The organism is Luteimonas sp. MC1750 (assembly GCF_016615955.1).
GTDB lineage: Bacteria > Pseudomonadota > Gammaproteobacteria > Xanthomonadales > Xanthomonadaceae > Luteimonas.
In genome coordinates, this window is sequence record NZ_CP067113.1 from 2,791,364 (window position 1) to 2,814,548 (window position 23,185).

The 23,185-nt window shown below is 71.9% G+C and carries 16 protein-coding genes; 8 read left to right on the forward strand and 8 right to left on the reverse strand.

The window, feature by feature from the left end; all coding sequences use genetic code 11:
• Positions 1-136 precede the first annotated feature (136 nt).
• Positions 137-1,957 carry an ATP-dependent RNA helicase RhlB gene (rhlB, locus tag JGR68_RS13090; protein WP_199362459.1) on the reverse strand — a complete coding sequence of 607 codons (1,821 nt, stop codon included), beginning with the start codon at positions 1,955-1,957 and terminating at the stop codon, positions 137-139.
• Positions 1,958-2,177: 220 nt separating this feature from the next.
• On the opposite strand from rhlB, the gene trxA reads away from it, so the two are divergent.
• From trxA to JGR68_RS13110, 4 genes are all read left to right on the forward strand, one after another.
• Positions 2,178-2,504 carry a thioredoxin gene (gene trxA / locus JGR68_RS13095; RefSeq protein WP_234446524.1) on the forward strand — a complete coding sequence of 109 codons (327 nt, stop codon included), beginning with the start codon at positions 2,178-2,180 and terminating at the stop codon, positions 2,502-2,504.
• A 161-nt stretch (positions 2,505-2,665) separates the two neighbouring features.
• Positions 2,666-4,417: a transcription termination factor Rho gene (rho, locus tag JGR68_RS13100; protein WP_199362461.1), complete on the forward strand. Its 1,752-nt coding sequence runs from the start codon at positions 2,666-2,668 to the stop codon at positions 4,415-4,417.
• A 167-nt stretch (positions 4,418-4,584) separates the two neighbouring features.
• A complete protein-coding gene (locus JGR68_RS13105) occupies positions 4,585-6,618 on the forward strand; it encodes a PQQ-dependent sugar dehydrogenase (protein ID WP_199362462.1) in 2,034 nt (677 codons plus the stop codon).
• A 91-nt stretch (positions 6,619-6,709) separates the two neighbouring features.
• Positions 6,710-7,579 carry a hypothetical protein gene (locus JGR68_RS13110; protein WP_199362463.1) on the forward strand — a complete coding sequence of 290 codons (870 nt, stop codon included), beginning with the start codon at positions 6,710-6,712 and terminating at the stop codon, positions 7,577-7,579.
• A gap of 27 nt (positions 7,580-7,606) precedes the next feature.
• On the opposite strand, the gene JGR68_RS13115 is transcribed toward JGR68_RS13110, so the two are convergent.
• The 4 genes from JGR68_RS13115 to JGR68_RS13130 all read right to left on the reverse strand — a co-directional run bounded on the left by JGR68_RS13115 (position 7,607) and on the right by JGR68_RS13130 (position 13,685).
• Entirely contained in the window at positions 7,607-10,867 is a 3,261-nt protein-coding gene (locus JGR68_RS13115) for an ankyrin repeat domain-containing protein (protein ID WP_199362464.1), read from the reverse strand.
• Positions 10,860-11,132: a YcgL domain-containing protein gene (locus tag JGR68_RS13120; RefSeq protein WP_199362465.1), complete on the reverse strand. Its 273-nt coding sequence runs from the start codon at positions 11,130-11,132 to the stop codon at positions 10,860-10,862. Before JGR68_RS13120 ends, JGR68_RS13115 begins: the two co-directional genes overlap by 8 nt.
• Positions 11,133-11,247: 115 nt before the next feature.
• The gene (cydB, locus tag JGR68_RS13125) at positions 11,248-12,261 is read right to left on the reverse strand and encodes a cytochrome d ubiquinol oxidase subunit II (protein WP_199362466.1); all 1,014 of its coding nucleotides are present in this window, start codon (positions 12,259-12,261) and stop codon (positions 11,248-11,250) included.
• Positions 12,261-13,685 (reverse strand): cytochrome ubiquinol oxidase subunit I, encoded by a 1,425-nt coding sequence (locus tag JGR68_RS13130; RefSeq protein ID WP_199362467.1) that lies wholly within the window; start codon positions 13,683-13,685, stop codon positions 12,261-12,263. Before JGR68_RS13130 ends, cydB begins: the two co-directional genes overlap by 1 nt.
• A 173-nt stretch (positions 13,686-13,858) precedes the next feature.
• On the opposite strand from JGR68_RS13130, the gene JGR68_RS13135 reads away from it, so the two are divergent.
• On the forward strand, positions 13,859-16,249 hold the full coding sequence (locus JGR68_RS13135; RefSeq protein ID WP_234446525.1) for a prolyl oligopeptidase family serine peptidase: 2,391 nt from the start codon (positions 13,859-13,861) through the stop codon (positions 16,247-16,249).
• Positions 16,250-16,340: 91 nt separating this feature from the next.
• Positions 16,341-17,282, forward strand: a complete 942-nt coding sequence (gene hemF / locus JGR68_RS13140) for an oxygen-dependent coproporphyrinogen oxidase (protein ID WP_199362468.1) — start codon at positions 16,341-16,343, stop codon at positions 17,280-17,282.
• Between the two features lie 10 nt (positions 17,283-17,292).
• On the opposite strand, the gene JGR68_RS13145 is transcribed toward hemF, so the two are convergent.
• The 3 genes from JGR68_RS13145 to polA form a co-directional block, all read right to left on the reverse strand.
• The gene (locus JGR68_RS13145) at positions 17,293-17,775 is read right to left on the reverse strand and encodes a YetF domain-containing protein (RefSeq protein ID WP_199362469.1); all 483 of its coding nucleotides are present in this window, start codon (positions 17,773-17,775) and stop codon (positions 17,293-17,295) included.
• Positions 17,776-17,870: 95 nt separating this feature from the next.
• Positions 17,871-18,899 carry a glucokinase gene (glk, locus tag JGR68_RS13150; protein ID WP_199362470.1) on the reverse strand — a complete coding sequence of 343 codons (1,029 nt, stop codon included), beginning with the start codon at positions 18,897-18,899 and terminating at the stop codon, positions 17,871-17,873.
• 330 nt (positions 18,900-19,229) lie between these two features.
• A complete protein-coding gene (gene polA / locus JGR68_RS13155; protein ID WP_199362471.1) occupies positions 19,230-21,995 on the reverse strand; it encodes a DNA polymerase I in 2,766 nt (921 codons plus the stop codon).
• A 75-nt stretch (positions 21,996-22,070) separates the two neighbouring features.
• On the opposite strand from polA, the gene JGR68_RS13160 reads away from it, so the two are divergent.
• A complete protein-coding gene (locus JGR68_RS13160; RefSeq protein ID WP_199362472.1) occupies positions 22,071-22,364 on the forward strand; it encodes a DUF2782 domain-containing protein in 294 nt (97 codons plus the stop codon).
• A complete protein-coding gene (locus JGR68_RS13165; RefSeq protein ID WP_199362473.1) occupies positions 22,355-23,089 on the forward strand; it encodes a DUF502 domain-containing protein in 735 nt (244 codons plus the stop codon). Before JGR68_RS13160 ends, JGR68_RS13165 begins: the two co-directional genes overlap by 10 nt.
• Positions 23,090-23,185: the final 96 nt, after the last annotated feature.

A 23,185-nucleotide genomic window follows, 5' to 3' on the forward strand; every position in this document is an offset into this window, starting at 1 on the left:
AAGCGTCGAGTATCGCTTGCCGGCCGCCATCGGGCCAGACAAGCCGACGGGCGCCGTGCTCACGCCGGCCCGGATCGCGCTCGCGCTGGTCCGGACACGAGGGGCAGCTGCCGTCCGGGCAGCTGCCCGGATGCACTCAGTGCTGCGAGCGCGGCGCCCGGGTCACCAGCTTGCGCAGGCCCTGGCCGATGCGGCCGAACAGCGAAGGCGACGTGTCCTGCGCCGGAGCGGGAGCGGCAGGCTGCGACGGCTGCGGCCTGGGTGCATGCGGCTGGCGCGGCGGACGCGCGGCGCGTGGCTGCTCGCCGCCCGCCGCCTGTTCCGTCGCCTGGCCGTCCTGCGCCGGCTGGCCTTCGCCGTTGATGCGGCGGCCACCACGGCGGCGGCGGCGCTTGCGCGGCGCGCGCTCGCCTTCCGCACCGTCGGCTCCCGGAGTGGGGGTCCCGGCGACCGGCACCGATGCCTGCGCCGTGCCGGCGCTGGCGGGCGTGGCGATGGCGTCGGGGGCAATGCCGGCGCCCTCTGCCACCGCGCCCACGGCGCCTTCGGCAGCCGCTTCGGCCGCCGGCACGCGCGGCTTGCGCGGAGCGCGCTCGCGGCGACCCTCGCCGGCACCGGCGCTGCGCGGGCCACGCGAACGGTCACCACCGCCCTCGCGACGACCACCGCCGCGACGCGCATCCTCGGCGGCGCGCTGCTCGCGCGCCTCGCGGAAGATCTCGCTGACGCTCTCGCCCTCTTCCGGCTCGAGCTCGACGCCCTCGCGCGGCTTGCGCGGCAGCGCCTTCAGCAGCTCCGCGCTCACCGGCTCGGAGGGGATCTTCTGCTCGATGAAGGCCTCGATGTCCGGCAGGCCGATCGCGTAGCGCTCGCAGGCGAAGCTGATCGCATCGCCCTCTTCGCCCAGGCGCGCGGTGCGGCCGATGCGGTGCACGTAGTCCTCGGCATCGAACGGCAGGTCGTAGTTGTAGACGTACTTCACGCCATCGATGTGCAGGCCGCGGGCGGCGACGTCGGTGGCGACCAGGATCTCGAGCTGGCCGGCCTGGAACTTCTTCAGCAGCGACTCGCGCTTCTTCTGCGGCACGTCGCCCGACAGCACGCCCACGCGGTAACCGGCGCGTTCCAGCGCACGGGCCACGCGCTCGACGAACACCTTGGTGTTCACGAACACCATCGTGCGGGCACCCTCGCCGCGCGAGAGCAGGCCCAGCAGCAGCGGCAGCTTCTCTTCGTCGGAGGGGTAGTAGAGCTTCTGGCGCACCAGCGCAGCGGTGATGGTCTCGGTCTCGACCACCATTTTCTGCGGCTCGTTCATGTGCTCGTAGGCGAGCTCGAGCACGCGATGGCTCAGCGTGGCCGAGAACAGCAGCGTCTGGCGCTCGGTGCGCACCGGCATGCGGCGCAGCAGGAAGCGGATGTCCTTGATGAAGCCGAGGTCGAACATGCGGTCGGCCTCGTCCAGCACGCAGATCTCGCAGGCGTGCAGGCTGACCACCTTGTGCTGCTTGACGTAGTCGATCAGCCGGCCCGGGGTGGCGATGATGACGTCCACGCCCTCCTGCAGCAGCTGGCGCTGCTTGTCGTAGTCGACGCCGCCGTAGACCAGGGCGAAGCGCAGGCCCAGCTCGGGACCGAACTTCACCGCGTCCTTGTGGATCTGGATCGCGAGTTCGCGGGTGGGCGCCAGGATCAGCGCGCGCGGGTCCTCGGGCTTGCGGTCGGCCAGCGCCGGGCGCGTCAGCAGGCGGTTCATCACCGCCACCAGGAAGGCCAGCGTCTTGCCCGTGCCGGTCTGGGCCTGGCCGGCGACATCGCCCCCGGGCAATGCGACCGGGAGGGTCAGCGCCTGGATCGGCGTGAGGCGCGTGAAGCCTGCGGTCTCGAGGCCGGCCTGCAGCCGCGGATGGAGATCGAAGGAGGAGAAGGTGACGTCGGTAAGTGGTTTGTCGGTCATTCGTCGGAAGTCTGCGCGGCGTGGCGCGCTTGCGTGGAAGGTGGCAGCCAAGCAGACTGCCATGGAGAAATGTCGCGGCGGCCTGCCCGCCTTCGAAGCAGACCCCCTCCGACGGGGCAGCCCCTTGAAACGACCGCGAATCGCCCAAGTTTAGCAGTTACCGCGGCCGTCGACCGCCCGCATGCCGGGACCTGGCGGCCGCCCCACGCAGGAGAACCCCGTGAGCCAAACCGTCATCCACGCCAGCGACGCCGATTTCGACGCCACCGTCCTCGCCTCGAAGGAGCCGGTGCTGGTCGACTTCTGGGCGCCCTGGTGCGGCCCCTGCAAGATGATCGCCCCCGCCCTGGACGAGCTGGCCGGCGAATACGCCGGGCGCGCCAGAGTGGTGAAGATCGACATCGACCAGAACCGCGCCACCGCGCTCAAGTACCACGTGCGCTCGATCCCGATGCTGCTGCTGTTCAAGGACGGCCAGGTCCAGGCCACCCAGATCGGTGCCGTGGGCAAGCCGGTCCTGGCCCAGATGATCGACAAGGCCCTCTGAGGGCCCGGCCCCCGGGGCCCGGCGCTTGCCGCCGGCCGCCGGGGGTGCTAGTTTCAGCGACACCCCGGCGCGCAGCTTGCGCGCCGCACCTTCTGCAACACCCCACCAGTCCATTCGCATGCCGCCCGCACAGGGCGCTCGCAGCAAGCGAGGTTCCGCACTTGTCAGACAATCCTTCCGATTCCGGCGATACCGCCGTGAAGCGCGTGCGCAAGCCGCGCGCCCCCAAGACCGCCGACGCGGGTTCCGACGCGCCCGCCCCGACGGCCGCGGCCGACGCACCTGCGCCCCGGCCCGCCCCCAAGCCGGTCCAGGCCGAACTTCCGGTCGAGACGCCCCGCGCTCCCGCCCCCGAAGCCACGGCTCCCAGGCCGTCCGCCGACGCCGCACCCCGGCACTCCGGCTCCGGCGGCCACGACGATGGCGGCGACCATGGCGACCACCAGGGTGGCCAGGACAACGGCCAGCGCCAGCAGTCCGGCGGCGGCCAGCACCAGCAGCAGGGCCAGGGCAACCGCCGCGAGCGGTTCCGCAACCGCCGGGACCGCCAGCAGCAGCGCGGCGACCGTCCGCGTGACGACGGCCTGCCCACCGAAAACAACGATCAGGCCAACCGCCTGCCGCCGCCGAACATCCCCGAGGGCTTCCCGCAGTATTCGCTGTCGGACCTCAAGCGGATGCCGGCGCAGAAGCTGCTCGACATCGCCGACCAGCTGAACATCCACGAAGGCGTGGCCCGCGCCCGCAAGCAGGACGTGATCTTCGCCCTGCTGAAGGTGCTGACCCGCCACGGCGAGGGCGTCGTCGCCGACGGCGTGCTGGAAATCCTGCCGGACGGCTTCGGCTTCCTGCGCGCGGCCGAGGCGAGCTATCTCGCCGGCCCGGACGACACCTACATCTCGCCCAGCCAGATCCGCCGCTTCAACCTGCGCACCGGCGACCACCTGAGTGGCCGCATCCGCTGGCCGAAGGACGGCGAGCGCTACTTCGCGCTCAACGTGGTCGACACGATCAACGGCGAGCCGCTGGAAGCGTCGAAGAACAAGGTGCTGTTCGAGAACCTGACGCCGCTGTTCCCGCGCCGGAAGTTCAAGCTCGAGCGCGGCGATGGCTCGAGCGAGGACATCGCCGGCCGCATCCTCGATCTCATGGCCCCGCAGGGCAAGGGCCAGCGCGCCCTGATCGTCTCGCCGCCCAAGGCCGGCAAGACGATGATGATGCAGCAGATCGCCAGCGCCATCACCTACAACCATCCCGACGTGCACATGATCGTGCTGCTCATCGACGAGCGGCCCGAGGAAGTGACCGAGATGCAGCGCAGCGTGCGCGGCGAAGTGATCAGCTCGACCTTCGACGAGCCGGCCGCACGCCACGTGCAGGTCGCCGAGATGGTGATCGAGCGCGCCAAGCGCCTGGTCGAGCACAAGAAGGACGTGGTGATCCTGCTCGACTCGATCACCCGCCTGGCGCGTGCGTACAACAACGTGGTGCCGAGCTCCGGCAAGGTGCTGACCGGTGGCGTCGACGCCAATGCGATGCACCGGCCGAAGCGCTTCTTCGGCGCCGCGCGCAACGTCGAGGAAGGCGGTTCGCTGACCATCATCGCCACCGCGCTGGTCGACACCGGCAGCGCGATGGACAAGGTGATCTACGAGGAGTTCAAGGGCACCGGCAACTCGGAAGTGCACCTGGACCGCCGGATCACCGAGAAGCGCGTCTACCCGGCGATCAACGTCAACCAGTCGGGCACGCGCCGCGAGGACTACCTCATCGAGCCGGAGCTGCTGCAGAAGATCTGGATCCTGCGCAAGCTGCTGCATCCGATGGACGAGATCGCGGCGATGGAGTTCCTGCTCGACAAGATGAAGACCACCAAGTCCAACGACGAGTTCTTCTCTTCGATGAAGCGCTGAGTCCGGTCGCACCGCAACACGGAAAGGCCCCGCACCGCGGGGCCTTTCCATTTCCGCGGGCCACGAAGCGGCGGGTGGCCCGCCATGCCGCCCTGCAGCAAACGGTGCGACGCCGCATGGGCAATACTCGCTCCCTTCGGCCCGACCAAACGCCTTGGGGATCCCGCATGCGCCTGACCCCGTACCGCCCGCTGTTCGCACTCGCCACCCTGCTGGCCTTTGGCTGCGCCGATGCCAGCCTCTACGGGCGCAACGGCTTCTCCGGCAACCCACGCACCCAGAACGGCGCCACCTGTGCCGCCTGCCACGCGCCGGGACCGGCCACGCCAACGGTGACCATCAGCGGACCGCAGGTCCTCGACGCCAACACCGTGGCCGACTTCACGGTGACCCTGACCGGCGGACCCGGCGCGACCGCGGGCCTGGGCGTCTCGGCCTCCGGCGCCGCCGGCACCTTCCAGGCCTCGGGCAAGGACGTGCACGTCATTGGCGGCGAGATCTCGCACAGGCAGCCGAAGGCATTCTCGGGCGGCGCGGTGAGCTTCAGCTTCCGCTGGCGCGCACCGGCCTGGAACGGACCGGTCACCCTGTACGCGGCCGGCAATTCGAGCAACGGCCAGCTCAACCTGCTCGGCGACGGCATCGGCACCGGACAGCTCGCGATCACGGTGCGCAACGGCAGCGGGTCCCCGCCCGAGCCGCCGGCGCCGCCGCCCTCCGAAGCGGTGCTTGAACCCTTCGCCACCGGCCTCTCGCAGCCGGTGGCCATCACCCATGCCGGCGACGCGCGCCTGTTCGTGGCCGAACAGCCCGGGCGGATCCGGATCATCGACCAGGCCACGCTGCGACCGGTGCCCTTCCTCGACATCCGCGAACGCGTGGACGACTCGGGCAACGAGCAGGGCCTGCTCGGCCTCGCCTTCCATCCGCGGTACGCCAAGAACGGCTACTTCTACGTCAACTACACCTGGGACCCGCCCGGCAGCGGGCTCGACCGCACGCGCATCTCGCGCTTCAAGGTGGGCGCTGACCCCAACGTGGCCGAACCGGCGTCGGAGCTGGTGCTGATGGAGTTCGAGCAGCCCTACAGCAACCACAACGGCGGCGACATCCAGTTCGGCCCCGACGGCTACCTGTACATCGCCTCGGGCGATGGCGGCAGCGGCGGCGACCCGCAGAACAACGCGCAGAATCCCAACCGCCTGCTGGGCAAGCTGCTGCGCATCGACGTCGACGGCGGCGGCGCGCCGGACTGCAGCCTGGTGGGCGGCAACCGCTACGGCATCCCGGCCGGCAACGCCTACGGCGACGGCGCCGGCGGGGCCGGCTGCGACGAGATCTTCGCGCTCGGCCTGCGCAACCCCTGGCGCATCGCCTTCGACGCCCTGCTGGGCGATCTCTGGATCGCCGACGTCGGCCAGAACGCCTACGAGGAGATCAACTTCATCCAGGCGGGCACCAGCGGCGGCCTGAACTTCGGCTGGCGCTGCTACGAGGGCGACCAGCCCTACAACACCTCCGGCTGCAGCGGCAGCTACTTCGAGCCGCTGGTCACGACCAGCCACTCGGCCGGGAGCTGCTCGATCACCGGCGGCCGCGTCTACCGCGGCTCCTCGCATCCGTCGCTGGCCGGGCGCTACTTCTTCACCGACTACTGCAACACCGCGGTGCGCACGATCACCTTCGCCGACGGCCAGCCCAGGGTGGAGACCCCGATCCCGGCAGGCGCGATCAGCCAGCCAGTGGCCTTCGGCGAGGACGCGAACGGCGAGCTCTACCTGGCCAGCCTCACCGGCACGCTCTACCGCATCGTCGGCACCGGGGACACGGGGGAGTCGCGGATCTCGACGCTGACCAGCCAGCAGTGCCTGCACGCGCCGTCGACGGCCGCGGGCACGGCCCTGCTGACGTGGCCCTGCGTCGGTGGCGGCGGCCAGCGCTGGGTGCTGCGTGGCGACGGATCGCTGTACAACCCGGCGTCCGACCGCTGCGCCACGGCCGCGGGAACGACCCACGGCGCGGCGCTGCAGCTGCAGGCCTGCAGCGGCACCACCAGCCAGCGCTTCGCGGCGACGCCCGCCGGCGAGCTCCGCGTGGGCGGGCTGTGCACGGACCACTCGCGCACCATGCGGCGCAGGGTGCAGGCCTCGACCTGCGCCGGCATCGACAGCCAGGCCTGGGTGGTGTCGCCGGCGGATTGAGGCCGGCCGATGCAACAAGCCGCGGCGCCGCGCACAGCGCCGGCCGCCGCGGCTGTGGCAAGCTCGCGCCGGGAACCCCGGGAGAGATCGCATGGAACGCAACTGGACCCGCCGGCTGGCCGGCGGACTGATGGTGCTGCTGCTTGCCCTGGCCGCACCGGCCGCCGCGCAGACGCGCGCAGGGCTGATGAAGGAGCTGGAAGCGTCAATGCTGGTCAAGGGCCGCATCGACGTGGCCGCCGACGGCAGGATCGCCGGCTTCTCGATCCAGGACCCGGACCAGGTGGATCCGCTCGCGCTCCGGCACGTCATGCGCCACGTGCCGAACTGGACCGTGCATCCGGCGACGGTGGACGGCGTGCCGGTGGCCTCGTCGTCGCCGTTCTCCCTGCGCCTGGTCGCGCGCCGGATCGATGACCGGAACTACACGATCTCCATCCTCGGCGTCTCGATCGAAGAGGACCTGCCGGTGGAGGCACGCCTGCGGTCGGACCGCATGCAGCCGCCCCGCTACCCCGTGGACCTGCTGCGCGCCGGCGGCAGCGGCATCGTCTACGTGCTGCTGCGGATCGACGCCTCGGGCCGCGTGGTGGACACCCATGTGGAACAGGTGGACCTCACCGTGCTGGCCAGGCCGAGGCAGGCGGAACAGGTCCGCAAGCGTCTCGCCGACGCCACCCTGGAGGCCGCGCGCGAGTGGACGTACCACATCCCCGCGACCGGTCCGCATGCCGGAAAGCCGGACTACGTGCTGCGCGTGCCGGTGCAGTTCGTGGTGAACGACGGCACGGCCATGACCTACGGCCAGTGGACCTCACGCGTCCCCGGCGAACGCAGGCTGGCCCCGTGGGCGCGCGCGGGCGACGACGCGGGCGAGGCCCGGATGGCCGGCATCCCTGGCCGGCCGATGCTCGACGGCTCGGGTCTGCGCCTGAGCTCGGCGCTCGAACCCGGCAGCTGAGCCGGGCCGCTCCCGCGCGGCCCGGGCTCAGCCCCGGTCGCGCAGGAACCGCGCCATCGACACCCCGCCCTGCGCCGGCGCGAACTCGGCGGCGACGTCGACGAAGCCGCGCATCACCGCGACCTCGCGCGGCGTGCGGTTGAGCGCGTCGCGCAGGCCCGGATCGCAGCCGGCGCGCAGCAGGTGGCGCGCCAGGCGCAGCAGGCCGTGCAGCGCGGTCAGGTGCAGGGGACCGAAGCCGCGCGGGTCCTGGGCGTCGAGCCGGGTGTCCTCGTCGAGCAGGCGATCCACCGCGGCCAGCACCACGTCCTCGTCGCAGGCGGTCCCCGGCTCGGCGCGCGCGCCCAGCAGCAGCAGCAGCGGCGTGACGCCGCCCGCGGCCTCGGCGTCGGCCTCGGCGCCGGCCAGCAGCAGGGTGTCGAACAACGCGAGCAGGCGTGGGCGGTCGCGCGCGGTGAAGCCGTAGAGCGACGCGCAGTGCAGCGGCGTCAGGCCCTGGGCGTCGGCGGCCTGGATGTTGGCGCCGGCGGTGAGCAGGCGCGCGCAGATGTCGGGCATGCCCAGTGCGGCGGCGATCATCAGCACGGTCACGTCGCCCGGAAGGCGGTGTTCGAGCGCGACCCGGGCGCGCAGCAGGCGCTCGACGATGGCGCCGTGGCGCATGCTGACCGCGGCCGACAGCGGGGTGGCGCCGGTATGCGCGGCGCGCTGCGGATCGGCGCCGCGCTCGAGCAGCAGCTCCAGCACGTCGGCATGGCCGCCACCGGCCGCGCGCAGCAGGCCGGTGCAGCCCTTGTCATCGACGGCATCGACGGCGAAGCCGAAGTCGAGCAGGCGGCGCACCGCGGCGGCGTCCCCGGCCATCGCCGCGGCCGGCAGGTCGCCCTCGCGCAGCGGCCGACCCGGCAGCGCCCAGCCATTCCAGTCGAGCCAGTCCGCGAGGTCGCGGCGGCCGGCGGACAGCGCCACGCCCAGTGGCGTCTGGCCGTCCGCGGCGCGCACCGCCGGCGAGGCACCGCCCTTGACCAGCAGGCGCAGCGCCGCTTCGCGACCCAGCGCAGCGGCCAGGTGCAGGGCCGTCATGCCGCGGCCATCGCGGCGGTCGAGGTCGACGCCGTCGGCGACCAGGCGCTCGAGCAGGCGCATCCAGCCCAGGCGCACCGAGAGCGCGGCGGCGGGTTCGCCGCCCGGCGACGGGGCGAAGACGTCGGCGCCACGATCGACCAGCTCGAGCGCGAACTGCTCCAGCCCGCGTGACGCCTGGTCCTCGCGCACGCAGGCTTCGAGGAAGCGCGCCAGGCCGCCGGCACCCGTCGGCGAGGCCCCGCCACGAAGCAGGGCCTGGACGGCCGGCAGGGCCGTGGTGCCGCGACCGAGCAGCTGCAGCAGCGCGGTGTCCGCGCCCTCGGCACGCGCATCGGGATCCGCGCCGTTGAGCAGCAGCCACTCGATGCGCGCCGGCGTCGGCGGCGTGTCGCCGTCCAGCAGCAGGCCTCCCAGCTCAGCCGGGGACACCAGCTGGACCAGCGGCTCCAGTCCCTCGTGGCGGCCATCGGCAAGCTGCTCGCGCAGCACGTCGAGGGGCGGGCGGTCGACCGGGCCATCGCTGTCGCCGCCCAGCACGCTGGTTGGCAGCGGATGTTCGGGGTCGAGCACCGCGACCACCGCCCAGCGACCGGCGGCGGCGGCATGGTCGACAGCCCTCTTTCCGGATGCGTCCGGCTGTCCGGCGTCGACGCCAAGCTCCAGCAGCCGGGTCGCGAGCGCCGCGCCGCCCGAACCACAGAGGGAGGCCAGGTGCAGGGCGTTGCGGCCGTCGCCGTCGACCGCCTGGACATCGGCGTGGGCGGCGAGGCGGTCGAGCGCCGCCGCGTGCCCGCCACCGGCGGCATCGAGCAGCGGCGTGCGTCCCGTCGAGTCGCGGGCGTCCGGGTCGGCCCTCGCGTCGAGCAGGGCGCCGATGATCTCCACGTGTCCGGCCAGCGCGGCCTCGTGCAGCGCGCTGCGTCCACGCGCATCGCGGGCGTCGACGCGGGCCTTGTGCCGCAGCAGCAGCGCGACGCCGGCGGCGTCGTCGTCGTCACCGCCGGCAGCCGCCAGCAGTGGCGGGGAGCCGTCTTCGGGCTCGGTGCGCGCGCCGCGTTCGAGCAGGAAGCGCGCCAGCCGCCAGTTTCCGCTGCCGCAGGCGATGCCGAGCGGCGTCACGCCCTCGGCGTTGCGCGCGTCGAGTTCGGCCGCGGCGTCGCGCAGCAGCGCGGCCACGCCGGGATCCGAGCTGCGCGCGGCATGGTGCAGCGGCGTGTTGCCATCGCGGTCGGCGGCACGCGGGTCGGCGCCGTTGGCGAGCAGGGTCATCACCGCCTCGGGGCGGCCGTGCCAGCTGTCGCGCGTGGCGGCCAGCAGCGGCGTCAGTCCGGCGTGGGCAATGTTGAGGTCGACGCCGCGGCCGATCAGGGCGCGCAGCAGGCGCAGGTCGGGCAGCACCGCGGCCAGCACCGCGAGCGAACGCTGGTCGCGGCTGTCCGCGCCGGGCAGCGCGTGTGGATCGGCATCCTGTTCGAGCAGGTCCAGGGCGCGCTCGACCTTGCCGCTGCGCGCGGCGGTGTACAGGGCTTCGGTCGCATCGCCCGGATCGGCATCGTCGACCTGCATCGACTGCGCGGGCTCCGGCATCTCGACCACGTCCAGCGCCGCGCCGGCCAGCGGGGCACGCAGCAGCACCCGGTGCAGCAGTGGCCAGGCCAGTCCGGCCAGCGCCGCCAGGATCCAGCGCGCGCCGCCGGTGACCAGCCCCGGCCACGCCAGCAGCAGGGCCAGGGCGAGGATCGCGGCGATCGCGAGTGCCGCGCCCAGGCCGCGCCAGCTGGATCCGTCGACCTCGTCCAGCGATCGCCACTGTCCGGCGAGCGTCTGCCCGCCCTCGCCTTCCACGCGCTGCCACAGCGGCCACAGCCGCCAGAGCGCGATCACGCCCAGGCCCGCGGTCGCGCTGAGCGCGAACGCCGCCCCCAGCGAAGCACCTCCGCTGGCCAGCAGCGCCGACAGCGGCCAGCCCACCAGCAGCGCCGACGCGGCCATGGCCAGCGCCCACAGCAGCAGCAGCGCGACCAGGTCGCGGCGCAGCGCGGCGCCGGTGGGGAGCGTGCCGCGCAGGCCCAGCGCCAGCGCAGGCTGGGCCAGGCAGGCGGCCGCGGCGGCCAGCGCGGCCTCGGGAACACCGGCCAGCAGGGCGAGCAGGACGCCGGCCGCGAGCGCCAGCCAGGCCTTCGAAGTGGCGCGCTCAGGCATCGGTGCCCCAGTCCTCGGTCAGCGGATCGACGTCCGCGCGGGGCGGCATCTGCAGGTGGAAGCCGCGCGCGGCCAGGTTGGCGCGCACGGTGTCGACGTCCTCGCGCGCCAGCCGCCGCCCGGGCACCAGGGCGACATCGAGCACGAAGCGCAGCTCGCCCAGCTGTTCGCGGACCGCATCGGGGATGCGGTCGAAACCGTCGAGGCCGGCGAGATAGACGTAGGTATCAGCCTTGCGAAGGCTCTTGTAGACGAAGGCTTGCATCTGCGGCTCCAGCGCGCGGGCGCACGCGTGCAGAGGGAAGCATAAAGCAAGCGCGCCGCGGCGCCCGGCGGCGGCGGCGGCGGCGGCGGCGGCGGCGCGCAGAGTCGACGCCGGCTCAGTGGTAGCCGGCGTCGGCTTGGATCTTGCCGCGGAACACCGAGTACGACCAGGCGGTATAGCCGAGGATGATCGGCAGCAGGATCGCCAGCCCGACCAGGGTGAAACCCTGCGAGGACGGCGGCGACGACGCCTCCCAGATGCTCAGCGACGGCGGGATGATGTTCGGCCACATGCCGACCACGAGGCCCGCGAAGCCGAGCACGAAGAAGCTCAGCGTCAGCAGGAACGGACTGGCGTCGCGCCCCTCGCGCATCGCCGCGCGCCACAGCCAGAGCGCGTTGACCAGGGCCAGCAGGGGCACCGGCGCCAGCCACCAGAAGTTGTTGCCCTCGAACCAGCGCGCCATGACCTGGGAATCCAGGAACGGCAGCCAGGCGCTGACCAGTCCCATGAACGCCACCACCACCAGCACCAGCGGCCGGGTCAGCGTGCGCGCCACCTGCTGCAGCCGCCCTTCGGTCTTCAGGATCAGCCAGCCTGCGCCGAGCAGCGCATAGCCGAACACCACCGCCACGCCGGTCAGCATCGAGAACGGGCTGAACCAGTCCAGCGCGCCGCCGAGGTACTTGCCCTCCTCCAGCGGCATGCCCTCGACCAGTGCGCCGAGGATCACGCCTTGGGCGAAGGCCGCCACCGTCGAGCCGGCCGCGAACGCGCCGCCCCAGAAGCGCTTGCCGCGCTGCGCCTTGAAGCGGAACTCGAAGGCGACGCCGCGGAAGATCAGCGCGACCAGCATCACCAGCACCGGCAGGTACAGCGCCGACAGCAGGATCGCGTAGGCCTTGGGGAACGCGGCCAGGAGGCCCGTGCCGCCGAGCACCAGCCAGGTCTCGTTGCCGTCCCAGATCGGCGCGGCGGTGTTCATCATGTGGTCGAGCTGGCCGCCGTCCTCGGCGAACGGCGCGAGCACGCCCAGGCCGAGCACGAAGCCGTCCAGCAGCACATACATCATCACGCCGAAGCCGATCACGAAGTACCAGGCCACCGGCAGCCAGGTCGCGGTCTCCATCAGCGATCCTCCGTACGGGTCGGCGCCGTGCTCGCATGTTCGCGCTCGCCGACCGACAGCGGGCGCGCCGGCGTCTTCTCGCCGCCTTCGGTGCGCGGCGGTTCCTCGAACGGCTGCGGCCCCTTGCGTACCAGTCCCAGCAGGTAGCGGATGCCGGCGCCGAAGATGACCGCATAGGCCACCGCGTAGGTCGCCAGCGAGGTCGCCACCGCGGCGGCGGTGATGTTCGGGCTGACCGCATCGCTGGTGCGCAGCAGCCCGTAGACCACCCAGGGCTGGCGACCGATCTCGACCACGTACCAGCCCGCCAGCAGGGCGATGAAGCCGGCCGGGCTCAGCAGCCGCCAGCCATCGAGCAGCCAGCGCGATCCGAACAGCCATCCGCGCCACCAGGCCCAGGCGGAGGCCAGCGCCAGCACCAGCATCGCCATGCCGAGGCCGACCATGATCCGGAAGCCCCAGAACACCGGCGCGACCGGCGGCCGCTCGCTGGCCGGTACCGCGGTCAGCGGCTCGATCTCGCCGTCCCAGCTGTGGGTGAGGATCAGGCTGCCCAGGCGCGGGATGGCCAGCTCGTAGCGGTTGGTCTCGTTCGCCTCGTCCGGGAGCGCGAACAGGACCAGGGGCACGCCGGCGCCGGGTTCGCCGGCCTCCCAGTGCCCCTCCATCGCCGCCAGCTTGGTCGGCTGGTGCTCGCCGACGTTGAGCCCGTGCAGGTCGCCGACCAGCACCTGGAGCGGCAGCGCGATCGCCGCGAAGGCCACCGCGAGCTTCAGCATCCGGCGGCCCTCCTCCTCGTGCACGCCGCGCCGCAGGTACCACGCGCTGACGCCGCCGATCACGAAGCAGGTGGTGATGAACGCGGCCAGCACCATGTGCGCCAGCCGGTAGGGGAACGACGGGTTGAAGATCACCGCGAACCAGTCCACCGGGACGAACACGCCGTCGACCAGCTCGTGGCCCTGCGGCGTCTGCATCCAGCTGTTGGCGGCCAGGATCCAGAAGGTCGAGAGCAGCGTGCCCAGCGCGACCATGGAGGTCGAGAAGAAGTGCAGCTTCGGCGAGACCCGGTTCCAGCCGAACAGCATGACGCCGAGGAAGCTGGCCTCGAGGAAGAACGCGGTCAGCACCTCGTAGGACAGCAGCGGGCCCAGGATCGGGCCGGCACGTTCGCTGAGCACCGCCCAGTTGGTGCCGAACTGGAAGCTCATGACGATGCCGCTGACCACGCCCATGCCGAAGCTGATGGCGAAGATCCGCAGCCAGAAGAAGTACAGGTCGCGCCACATCGCGTCGCGCGTGTGCAGCCAGCGCCACTCGAGGAAGGCGAGCCAGTGCGCGAGACCGATGGTGAAGGCCGGAAACAGGATGTGGAAGGTGATGACGAAGCCGAACTGGATCCTCGACAGCAACAGGACGTCCACGCGTTTCTCCGCGACCTTCGGGGGCAGGGCGGGCCCCATTCTGCGCCGGCGCGCGCGCGCTGCGGTTCATGCGGCGTGAACGCTTCCGCGCGTCTCGGCCATGACCACCGGCCCAGAGCCGCCGCGACCGCGGCTGATACGCTGGCGCGTCCATGTCCGGGGGTCCCTGCACCATGCGCCAACGTTCCGCCGCTTCGCTCGTCCTGCTTCCGCTGATGCTCGCGGTGCCCGCGCTCCCCGCCACCGCCCAGCCGGCCCAGGTGCTCGACCTGCACCAGGTGATGGCCGACCCGGACTGGATCGGTCCGCCGGTGGAGCGGATGTGGTGGTCCTGGGACGGCGGCACCGCCTACTACATGGCCAAGCGCAGCGGCAGCAACGTCCGCGACACCTATGCGCAGCCGGTCACCGGCGGCAGCGCGCGCCTGGTCGAGGGCGCCGCGCGCGCCGACCTCGACGCGGCCAACCCGGTGTTCGATGCCACCCGCTCGCGCATGGCCTTCCTGCGCAGCGGCGACGTCTTCGTGCGTGACCTGCGCGGTGGCACGCTCACCCAGCTCACCCGCACCGAGGCCGGCGAATCCCAGCTGCAGTGGGGCCGCGACGGATCGCTGAGCTGGCGCAGCGGCAACGACTGGTTCCGCTGGACCGCCAGCACCGGCGCCGGCCAGGCCGCGAGCCTGAAGGCCGAGGACGCGCCGGGCACCGCGCCGAAGCCGGATGCGCTGCGCGAGCGCCAACTGCGCTACATCGAGACCCTGCGCGTCGAGCGCGAGCGCCGCGAGGAGCTGCGCACCCAGGGCGAGGCCTGGCGCAGCGAGGATCCGACGCGCGCGCCGGCGCCCGCCTACCTGGGCAAGGACGTCGAGATCCAGGGCAGCGCGATGTCGCCCGACGGCCGCTGGCTGCTGGCCGTCACCCAGGCCAAGGGCGCCGAGGCCGGCCAGGCCGGCAAGATGCCGAAGTACGTCACCGAATCCGGCTACGAGGAGTTCGAGGACGTGCGCACCCGCGTCGGCCGGAACGATCCGGCGCCGCAGGCGCTCTGGCTCGTCTCGATCGCCGACGGCCAGGTGCGCGAGCTGAAGACCGACGCCCTTCCCGGCATCACCGCCGACCCGCTGGCCGCGCTGCGCAAGGCCGCGGGCAAGGACGCCCTGAAGGGCAACCGCGCGGTGCGCATCGAAGGCTGGGGCGGCGACGTCTCGGGCGGCGCGCGCTGGAGCGACGACGGCCGCGCGCTGGCGCTCATGCTGCACTCGGTCGACAACAAGGACCGCTGGCTGGCCACCGTCGACCTGTCGCGGGCCGCGCTGCAGCCGGTGCACCGCCTCACCGACGAGGCCTGGATCAACTGGGGCTTCAACGAATTCGGCTGGATGCCCGATGGCCGCACGCTGTGGTTCCTGTCGGAAGAGTCCGGCTGGTCGCAGCTGTACCTGTCCAGCGGCGGCCGCGCGCGCGCGCTGACGTCGGGCCGCTGGGAAGCCTCGCAGCCGGTGCCCACCGCGGACGGGCAAGGCTTCCTGTTCCTGTGCAACCGCGCACGCCCCGGCGACTACGAGGTCTGCCACGTCGGTGCCGATGGCGGCGCGGTGCGTGAGCTGACCGCGCTGGACGGCGTCGAGGATTTCGTGGCCTCACCCGACGGCCACCAGCTGCTGGTGCGGCATTCGTCGAGCTACGTGCCTCCGCAGCTGTCGGTGGTGCCCGCCAATGGCGGCGCCGCGCGCCAGCTCACCGACACCCGCAGCACGGCGTTCAAGGCCTACGACTGGCTGCAGCCGGAAACCGTGCAGGTGCCGTCGAAGCACGGCGCGGGCACGGTCTGGGGCAAGTACTACGGTCCGAAGACCATGGAGCCGGGCCGCAAGTATCCGGTCGTGCTGTTCGTGCACGGTGCCGGCTACCTGCAGAACGTCAGCGATCGCTACCCCAACTACTTCCGCGAGCAGATGTTCCACAACATGCTCGTGCAGCAGGGCTACATCGTCCTGGACCTGGATTTCCGCGCCTCCGAAGGCTACGGCCGCGACTGGCGCACCGCGATCTACCGGCAGATGGGCCATCCGGAGCTCGAGGACTACCTCGATGGCATCGACTGGATCGTGGCGAACCGCCAGGGCGATCGCGACCGCGTCGGCATCTACGGCGGCAGCTACGGCGGCTTCCTGACCTTCATGGGCCTGTTCCGCGAACCCGGGACCTTCAAGGCCGGCGCCGCGCTGCGCCCGGTGACCGACTGGTCGCAGTACAACCACGGCTACACCGCCAACATCCTCAACACGCCCGAGCTCGATCCCGAGGCCTACGCGAAGTCCTCGCCGATGGAGTACGCCGAGGGCCTGCAGGACCACCTGCTGATCGCCCACGGCATGATCGACGACAACGTGTTCTACAAGGACTCGGTGATGCTGGCGCAGCGCCTGATCGAGCTGCGCAAGGACAAGTGGGAGCTGGCGAGCTATCCGCTGGAGCGCCACGGCTACGTGCACGCGGATTCCTGGTACGACCAGTACCGGCGCATCCACGAGCTCTTCGAGCGCACCCTGAAAGCGCCATAACCCCCTGCAGGAGCGGCTGCAGCCGCTCCTGCAGGGGTTCGCTGGGTCCGCCAGGGCGGAGGGCGGTTCCCGCCCGCCTTACAATGACGGCATGAACGATTTCGACACCGTCCGCGGCTACCTGACCGGCCTCCAGGACCGCATCTGCCAAGCCATGGAGGCCGCCGACGGCGCGGCGCGCTTCCACGAGGATGCGTGGACGCGCCCCGACGAACGCGCCGACGGCGGACTCTCCGGCGGCGGGCGCACCCGGATCCTGCGCGACGGCGCGGTCTTCGAGCAGGCCGGCATCGGCTTCTCCGACGTCTCCGGCACGCGCCTGCCGCCCTCGGCCACCGCCAGCCGGCCGGAACTTGCCGGCGCCTCGTGGCGCGCGGTGGGCGTGTCGCTGGTGTTCCACCCGCGCAACCCCTACCTGCCGACCACCCACGCCAACGTCCGCCATTTCCGCGCCGAGCGCGACGGCGAGACCGTGGCCTCCTGGTTCGGCGGCGGCTTCGACCTCACGCCCTTCTATCCCTTCGACGCCGACGTGCTGCACTGGCACCGCACCGCCCGCGCGCTGTGCGAGCCCTTCGGCGGCGCATCGCGCTACGAGGCGCACAAGGCCTGGTGCGACGACTACTTCGTCCTCAAGCACCGCGGCGAGACCCGTGGCGTCGGCGGGCTGTTCTTCGACGACCTGGCCGACGACTTCGAACGCGACTTCGCCTACATGCGCGCGGTCGGCGATGGCTTCCTCGAGGCCTGGCTGCCGATCGTCCAGCGCCGCAAGGCGATGGCCTACGGCGAGCGCGAGCGCGAGTTCCAGCTCTACCGCCGCGGCCGCTACGTCGAGTTCAACCTGGTCTGGGACCGCGGCACGCATTTCGGCCTGCAGTCCGGCGGCCGCAGCGAATCGATCCTGATGAGCCTGCCGCCTCTCGCGCGCTGGGAATACGGCTTCCAGCCCGAACCGGGCAGCCCGGAATCACGCCTGGCCGACTACCTGCGGCCGCGCGACTGGCTGCGCGAGCTCGGCGCCTCCCGGTAGCGCCCGTCCCTCAGGACTTCGCATCCCTGGGCACCACGGTGATGGTGCCGTCGACCTCGAGCGTGACCAGCGCGGCGCCCGAGATGTCGGACAGGCCGTTGTCGCGCAGCGCCTCGTCGACGTCGAGCCTGCTCAGGTTCTGCGCACGCATCACCGGCGTGAACAGCTCGCCGTCGCGCGCCAGCAGCACCGGGCTGCCTTCGACCAGCTTGTCGAGGCGGTCGCTGCGCGCGGTCGCGAAGCCCACCAGCCAGTTGCAGCCGATCAGCGTCGCCGCCAGGATCAGCCCGCCGAGGAGCGAATAGTCCTCGCCGATCAGCGAGTTCTGCACCGCCGTGCCCAGCAGCACGATCACCATCAGGTCGAACGGGGTGAACTGGCCGACGGTGCGCTTGCCCGACAGGCGCAGCATCACCAGCAGGATGACGTACACGGCGACCGCGCGGAGGACGAACTCCCACCACGGCATTGCAAGGTCGAACAGTCCGGACATGGCGCACTCGGCTCGGGGGTCGGCGCCATCTGGCCAGCGTCGCCGTGAAGGGTTCGCCTTCGACGGGTGACCCGGTGACCCGGTGATCCCGTGGCTCAGGCCCCGGCGCGGCCGCTCCCCAGCGCCAGGGCCGCGCCGAGCAGCCCGGGATTGGGATGCGTCGCGACCTGGACCGACACCGGCTCCAGGTAGGTCGCGAAGCGGCCCTTGGCGAGGAAACGCTCGCGGAAGGCGCTCGCGCGCAGGAAGGGCAGGAAGCGCGGCACGATGCCCCCTGCGATCACCACCGCGCGGGCGCCGTGCACCATCGCGACGTCGCCGGCGACGCTGCCGAGGATCGCGCAGAAGCGCGCCAGGGCGCGGCGGGCCACGAGGTCGTGGCCGTCGAGCGCGGCGGCCACGACCTCCGCCGGGTCGCGCATGGCCCCGTCCGGAGAGGCACGCGGTGCGCGCAGCACGGCGTCGATGGCCGAAAGGCCGCTGCCGGACAGCAGGCGCTCCCAGGAGGCGCGCCCGTGGCGCGCGGTCGCCCAGTCGGCCAGCGCGCGCTCCTCGTCGCCCAGCGGCGCGAAGCTGACATGCCCGCCCTCGGTTTCGACCACCTCCCAGCCCTGCTCCGCGCTGCCCACCAGCAGGCCGACGCCGAAGCCCGTGCCCGGTCCGATCACGCTGACCGGGCCGCGCTCCAGCGCGTGGTCCTGGCCATGCAGGACGACGCGTTCGCCTTCGGCCAGCGCAGGCACCGCGCGCGCGATCGCGCCGAAGTCGTTGACCAGGCGCAGTTCGTCCAGGCCCAGCGCGTCGCGCAGCTCGTGGCGGTTGAACGACCAGGCGCGGTTGGTGAGGCGCATCTCGTCGCCGCCCACCGGGCAGGCGAGCGCGATCGCGGCGCGCCGCGGCCGCGCCGCGACGCCGGCGAGGTAGTGCTCGGCGGCGTGCTGCAGGCTGGCGAACCCGGCCGTCGGCAGCGAGCGGGGCTCCAGCAGGCCGGGCGTGGCCGCACCCGGATCACACAGCGCGAAGCGCGCGTTGGTGCCGCCGATGTCGGCGACCAGGGCGAGTTCCGCGCCGGCGGGTCGCTGCGGTGCCCCGGAAGGGCTGTCCTGGGTCAGGTTGGGGTCCATGCGCTGATCCTGCCGCATCCGCCGCCGGGGCGCCCGCAAGAAACCTGCGGGCAATAAAAAGCCCCGCAGGCAGGGGGGGCCGGCGGGGCTGGAGAACGGGGCTCGGGGAGAAGCCGTCGTTCCGGGGTCGATCATCTCCAGGGGAGGGAGTGATCTGCGACAGACCTTGCATCTGTCACGGGCTATATGACCATCGCGCACATGGATGGTTCGTGAAGATCAGCGTTAAGTTTTTGTTGGATTCAGCCGCCATTTACCACCCGCCAGCCGCGCCTGTCTGCAGCGGACGTGCGGCCCGCATCAGTCCGCCCCGTTCAGGCAGCGCAGGCCTCAGTGGGCCTGCTCCCAGTTGTCACCGAATCCGCTGTCGACCACCAGCGGCACCTTCAGATCGGCGGCCCCGGTCATCCGCGCGACCACCCCCGCCAGCAGGGTGTCGACGAAGTCGGCATCGCACTCGAACACCAGTTCGTCGTGCACCTGCAGGATCATCAGCGCGCGGTCGGCGCGGTCGGCCAGCCAGCCGTCAACCGACACCATGGCGCGCTTGATGATGTCGGCCGCCGTGCCCTGCATCGGCGCGTTGATCGCGGCGCGCTCGGCGCCCGCGCGCTGGGCCTGGGTGCCGCGGCTGATGTACTCCAGGTACAGGCGGCGGCCGAAGACGGTTTCGACATAGCCCTGTTCGCGCGCCTGGGCGCGGGTGCGCTCCATGAAGTCCCGCACGCCGGGATAGCGCGAGAAGTACAGGGCGATGTAGTCCTGCGCCTCGCCGCGCGAGATGCCGAGGTTGCGCGCCAGGCCGAAGGCGCCCATGCCGTACATCAGGCCGAAGTTGATCGCCTTGGCCGCGCGCCGCTCGTCGCCGGTGACCTCGTCGATGCCGCGGCCGAACACTTCCGCGGCGGTGGCGCGGTGGATGTCCGCGCCGCCGGCGAAGGCCGTGAGCAGGCCGTTGTCCTGCGACAGGTGGGCCATGATCCGGAGTTCGATCTGCGAGTAGTCGCAGGCCACGATCTTCCGCCCGGGAGGCGCGATGAAGGCGGTGCGGATGCGGCGCCCGTCCTCGGTGCGGATCGGAATGTTCTGCAGGTTGGGATCGCTCGACGCCAGGCGCCCGGTGGCGGCGCCGGCCTGCTGGTAGCTGGTGTGCAGGCGGCCGGTTTCCGGGTTGACCATCTCCGGCAGCTTGTCGGTGTAGGTGCCGCGCAGCTTGGCCATGCTGCGGTAGTCGAGGATCACCCTTGGCAGCTCGTGGAGTTCGGCGATGGCCTCCAGCGCCTCCTCGTTGGCCGAGGGCTGGCCCTTGGGCGTCTTCACCAGCGTCGGCAGCCTGAGTTCGTCGTAGAGCAGCGCGCAGACCTGCTTGGGCGAATCCAGGTTGAAGCTTCGGCCGGCCAGCGCGGTCGCGCGCTGCTGCAGCTCGAGCATGCGCCGGCCGAGCTCGGCGCCCTGCCGGCGCAGCTCGTCGCCGTCGAGCAGCACGCCGTGCGCCTCGACCCGCGCCAGCACGTCGACCAGCGGCATCTCGATGTCGCGGTACACCGGCTGCAGGCCCGGCTCGGACTCCAGCCGCGCCGAAAGCACGCGGTGCAGGCGCAGGGTGACGTCGGCGTCCTCGGCCGCATAGCGCGTGGCGTCGTCGATGGCCACCTGGGAGAACGGGATCTGCTTCGCGCCCTTGCCGGCGACGTCGGTGTAGGCAAGCGTCTGGTAGCCCAGCTCGCGCCGCGCCAGCGAGTCCATGTCGTGGCGCGCACGGCCGGAGTCGAGCACGAAGCTTTCCAGCAGGGTGTCGTCGGCATAGCCGGCCACGCGGACGCCATGGCGGCGCAGCACGTGCAGGTCGTACTTGCCGTTCTGGCCGACCTTGCGCACGCCGGGGTCTTCCAGCAGCAGACGCAGCCGCTCCAGTGCCTGCGCGCGGTCGAGCTGGGCGGGCGCACCGGGATAGTCGTGCGCCAGCGGAAGATAGGCGGCGTGGCCGGGTTCGGCGCACACGCTCAGGCCGACCAGGTTGGCGCGCAGCGGGTCGAGCGAATCGGTCTCGGTGTCGAGCGCGAAGACGCCCGCTTCGCGCAGGCGCGCGATCCAGGCCTCGAGCGCCGTGGCGTCGAAGATCGTCTCGTGGCGCCCGGCAACCGCAAGCGCCGGGTCCAGCGCAGCGGCGTCCGGAGCCGCCGCCGGCGCGACGAAGCCGGTCCCGGGCCGCGCGATCGTCGCCTTCGCCGGCACCACGCCGTTGGCGCTGCCGCCGTCGAGCTCCCTCAGCGCCTGCCCGAAGCCGTAGCGCGCGTAGAAGGTGCGCAGCGTGTCGACGTCGGGTTCGCGCAGCGCGAGGTCGGTGGGCCCGGCCTCGAGCCCGACGTCGGTGCGGATCGTGGCCAGCGTGCGGTTCAGCGGCAGGCGCTCGAGCGCCGCGCGCAGGTTGTCGCCGACCTTGCCCTTGATCTCCGGTGCGGCGGCGATGACGCCGTCGAGCGTGTCATGCGCCGCGAGCCACTTGGCGGCGGTCTTGGGCCCGCACTTCTCCACGCCGATGATGTTGTCGACGCTGTCGCCCATCAGCGCCAGCAGGTCGACGATCTGGTCGGGGCGCACGCCGAACTTCGCGAACACCGCCTCGTCGGAATCGGTGCGGCTGCCGCTCATCGTGTTGACCAGCGACACGCCGGGCCGCACCAGCTGGGCGAAGTCCTTGTCGCCGGTGGAGATGGTGACGTCGATGCCCTGGGCGGCCGCATCCAGCGCCAGCGTGCCGATCACGTCGTCGGCCTCGACGCCGGGCACGCGCAGGATCGGCATGCCGAGCGCTTCCACCACGTCGCACATCGGCTGCACCTGCGCGCGCAGGTCGTCGGGCATGGGCGCGCGGTTGGCTTTGTATTCGGGATACAGGTCGTCGCGGAAGGTGCGACCGGGCGCGTCGACCACAAAGGCCACGTATTCCGGCTGTTCCTTCAGCGTCGCGCGCAGCATGTTGACCACGCCGAACAGCGCGCCGGTCGGCTCGCCTTCGGCGTTGGTCAGCGGCGGCAGCGCGTGGAAGGCGCGGTAGAGGTAGGAGGAACCGTCGATCAGGACCAGGCGTTTCATGCCCGGATTCTACGTCCTCACCGTCCGTGGCCGAGCCGCTGGCGCATAATCGGGCCAGCCTCCAGGGAGAACGCCATGAACCGCTTCGCGCCTGCCCTTGCCGCCGCGCTCCTGCTGGGCGCCTGCGCCACGTCCGCCGATCCGCTGGTCCAGGCCGGCATTCCGGAGGGCGCGGAGGAGACGGTCCGCATCGAGGCCAACGGTGACACCGTCACCGAATACCGCGTCGACGGCCGCGTCCGCGCGCTGAAGGTCGAACCCTCGCGCGGCCCGACCTACTACCTCTACGACCGCGACGGCGACGGCATCGTCGACAGCGAGCGCGACGGCGTGTCACCGGTCTACTTCAAGCTGTTCGAGTGGAACTGATCACCCCGCCCGGCCACGACCGAGGAGGCGACAGCGGGTACGTCGGCCTGCGCCGTCACCTGCAGCCTGTGCTCACCACCTGGCTGACCGGCCTGCTGTCGGTCCTGCCGCTGGTCCTGACCCTGGTCCTGCTGGGCTGGGCGGTGGGCGTGGTCAACGGCGTGCTGGGGCCGAACAGCCTGTTCGGCCGCTCGTTCACCGTCTTCGGCACCTGGTTCGCCGCGCATCCGGTAGTGGCCTGGCTGCTCGGCACGGCGCTGACCATCGTCCTGGTCTACCTGCTGGGCCTGCTGGTGCAGTCGCGGCTGAAGGCGCCGTTCAAGGCAATGCTCGACAACACCATGCGCCGCATTCCGCTGGTGGGCAGCATCTATGCGCTGGCCGAACGCTTCGTGTCGGTCATCGGCGACCGACAGCAGGCCGACATCGCCGCGATGAGCCCGGTCTGGTGCTTCTTCGGCGGCGACGGCGTGGCCGTGCTCGGCCTGCTGCCCAATCCCGAGCCGATCGAGATCGACGGGCGCATGCACCTGACCGTGCTGGTGCCGACCGCGCCGATCCCGGTGGGCGGCGGCCTGCTGTACGTGCCCGCGGCCTGGGTGAAGCCGGCCGATATCGGCATCGACACCCTGACCAGCGTCTACCTGTCGATGGGCATCACCTCGCCGCGTCCGGGTCCCGCGACGTCGGCGCGTGGTAAAATCCACGTCCCCGTCGGGGAGTAGCCTGCTTCCATCCGTGGAAGCGTCCGCGTCAACACACTCGGCCGCAACCCTGCCGTGGCGCGTGACACCCCTCCAGGTTGGCGAGACCTTCGGTAC

Coding starts and splice junctions, on each gene's coding strand:
- rhlB (WP_199362459.1), bottom strand. CDS start 1,957: ATGACCGACAAACCACTTACCGACGTCACCTTCTCCTCCTTCGATCTC.
- JGR68_RS13105 (WP_199362462.1), top strand. CDS start 4,585: ATGCGCCTGACCCCGTACCGCCCGCTGTTCGCACTCGCCACCCTGCTG.
- JGR68_RS13110 (WP_199362463.1), top strand. CDS start 6,710: ATGGAACGCAACTGGACCCGCCGGCTGGCCGGCGGACTGATGGTGCTG.
- JGR68_RS13115 (WP_199362464.1), bottom strand. CDS start 10,867: ATGCCTGAGCGCGCCACTTCGAAGGCCTGGCTGGCGCTCGCGGCCGGC.
- JGR68_RS13120 (WP_199362465.1), bottom strand. CDS start 11,132: ATGCAAGCCTTCGTCTACAAGAGCCTTCGCAAGGCTGATACCTACGTC.
- cydB (WP_199362466.1), bottom strand. CDS start 12,261: ATGGAGACCGCGACCTGGCTGCCGGTGGCCTGGTACTTCGTGATCGGC.
- JGR68_RS13135 (WP_234446525.1), top strand. CDS start 13,859: ATGCGCCAACGTTCCGCCGCTTCGCTCGTCCTGCTTCCGCTGATGCTC.
- hemF (WP_199362468.1), top strand. CDS start 16,341: ATGAACGATTTCGACACCGTCCGCGGCTACCTGACCGGCCTCCAGGAC.
- JGR68_RS13145 (WP_199362469.1), bottom strand. CDS start 17,775: ATGTCCGGACTGTTCGACCTTGCAATGCCGTGGTGGGAGTTCGTCCTC.
- glk (WP_199362470.1), bottom strand. CDS start 18,899: ATGGACCCCAACCTGACCCAGGACAGCCCTTCCGGGGCACCGCAGCGA.
- polA (WP_199362471.1), bottom strand. CDS start 21,995: ATGAAACGCCTGGTCCTGATCGACGGTTCCTCCTACCTCTACCGCGCC.
- JGR68_RS13160 (WP_199362472.1), top strand. CDS start 22,071: ATGAACCGCTTCGCGCCTGCCCTTGCCGCCGCGCTCCTGCTGGGCGCC.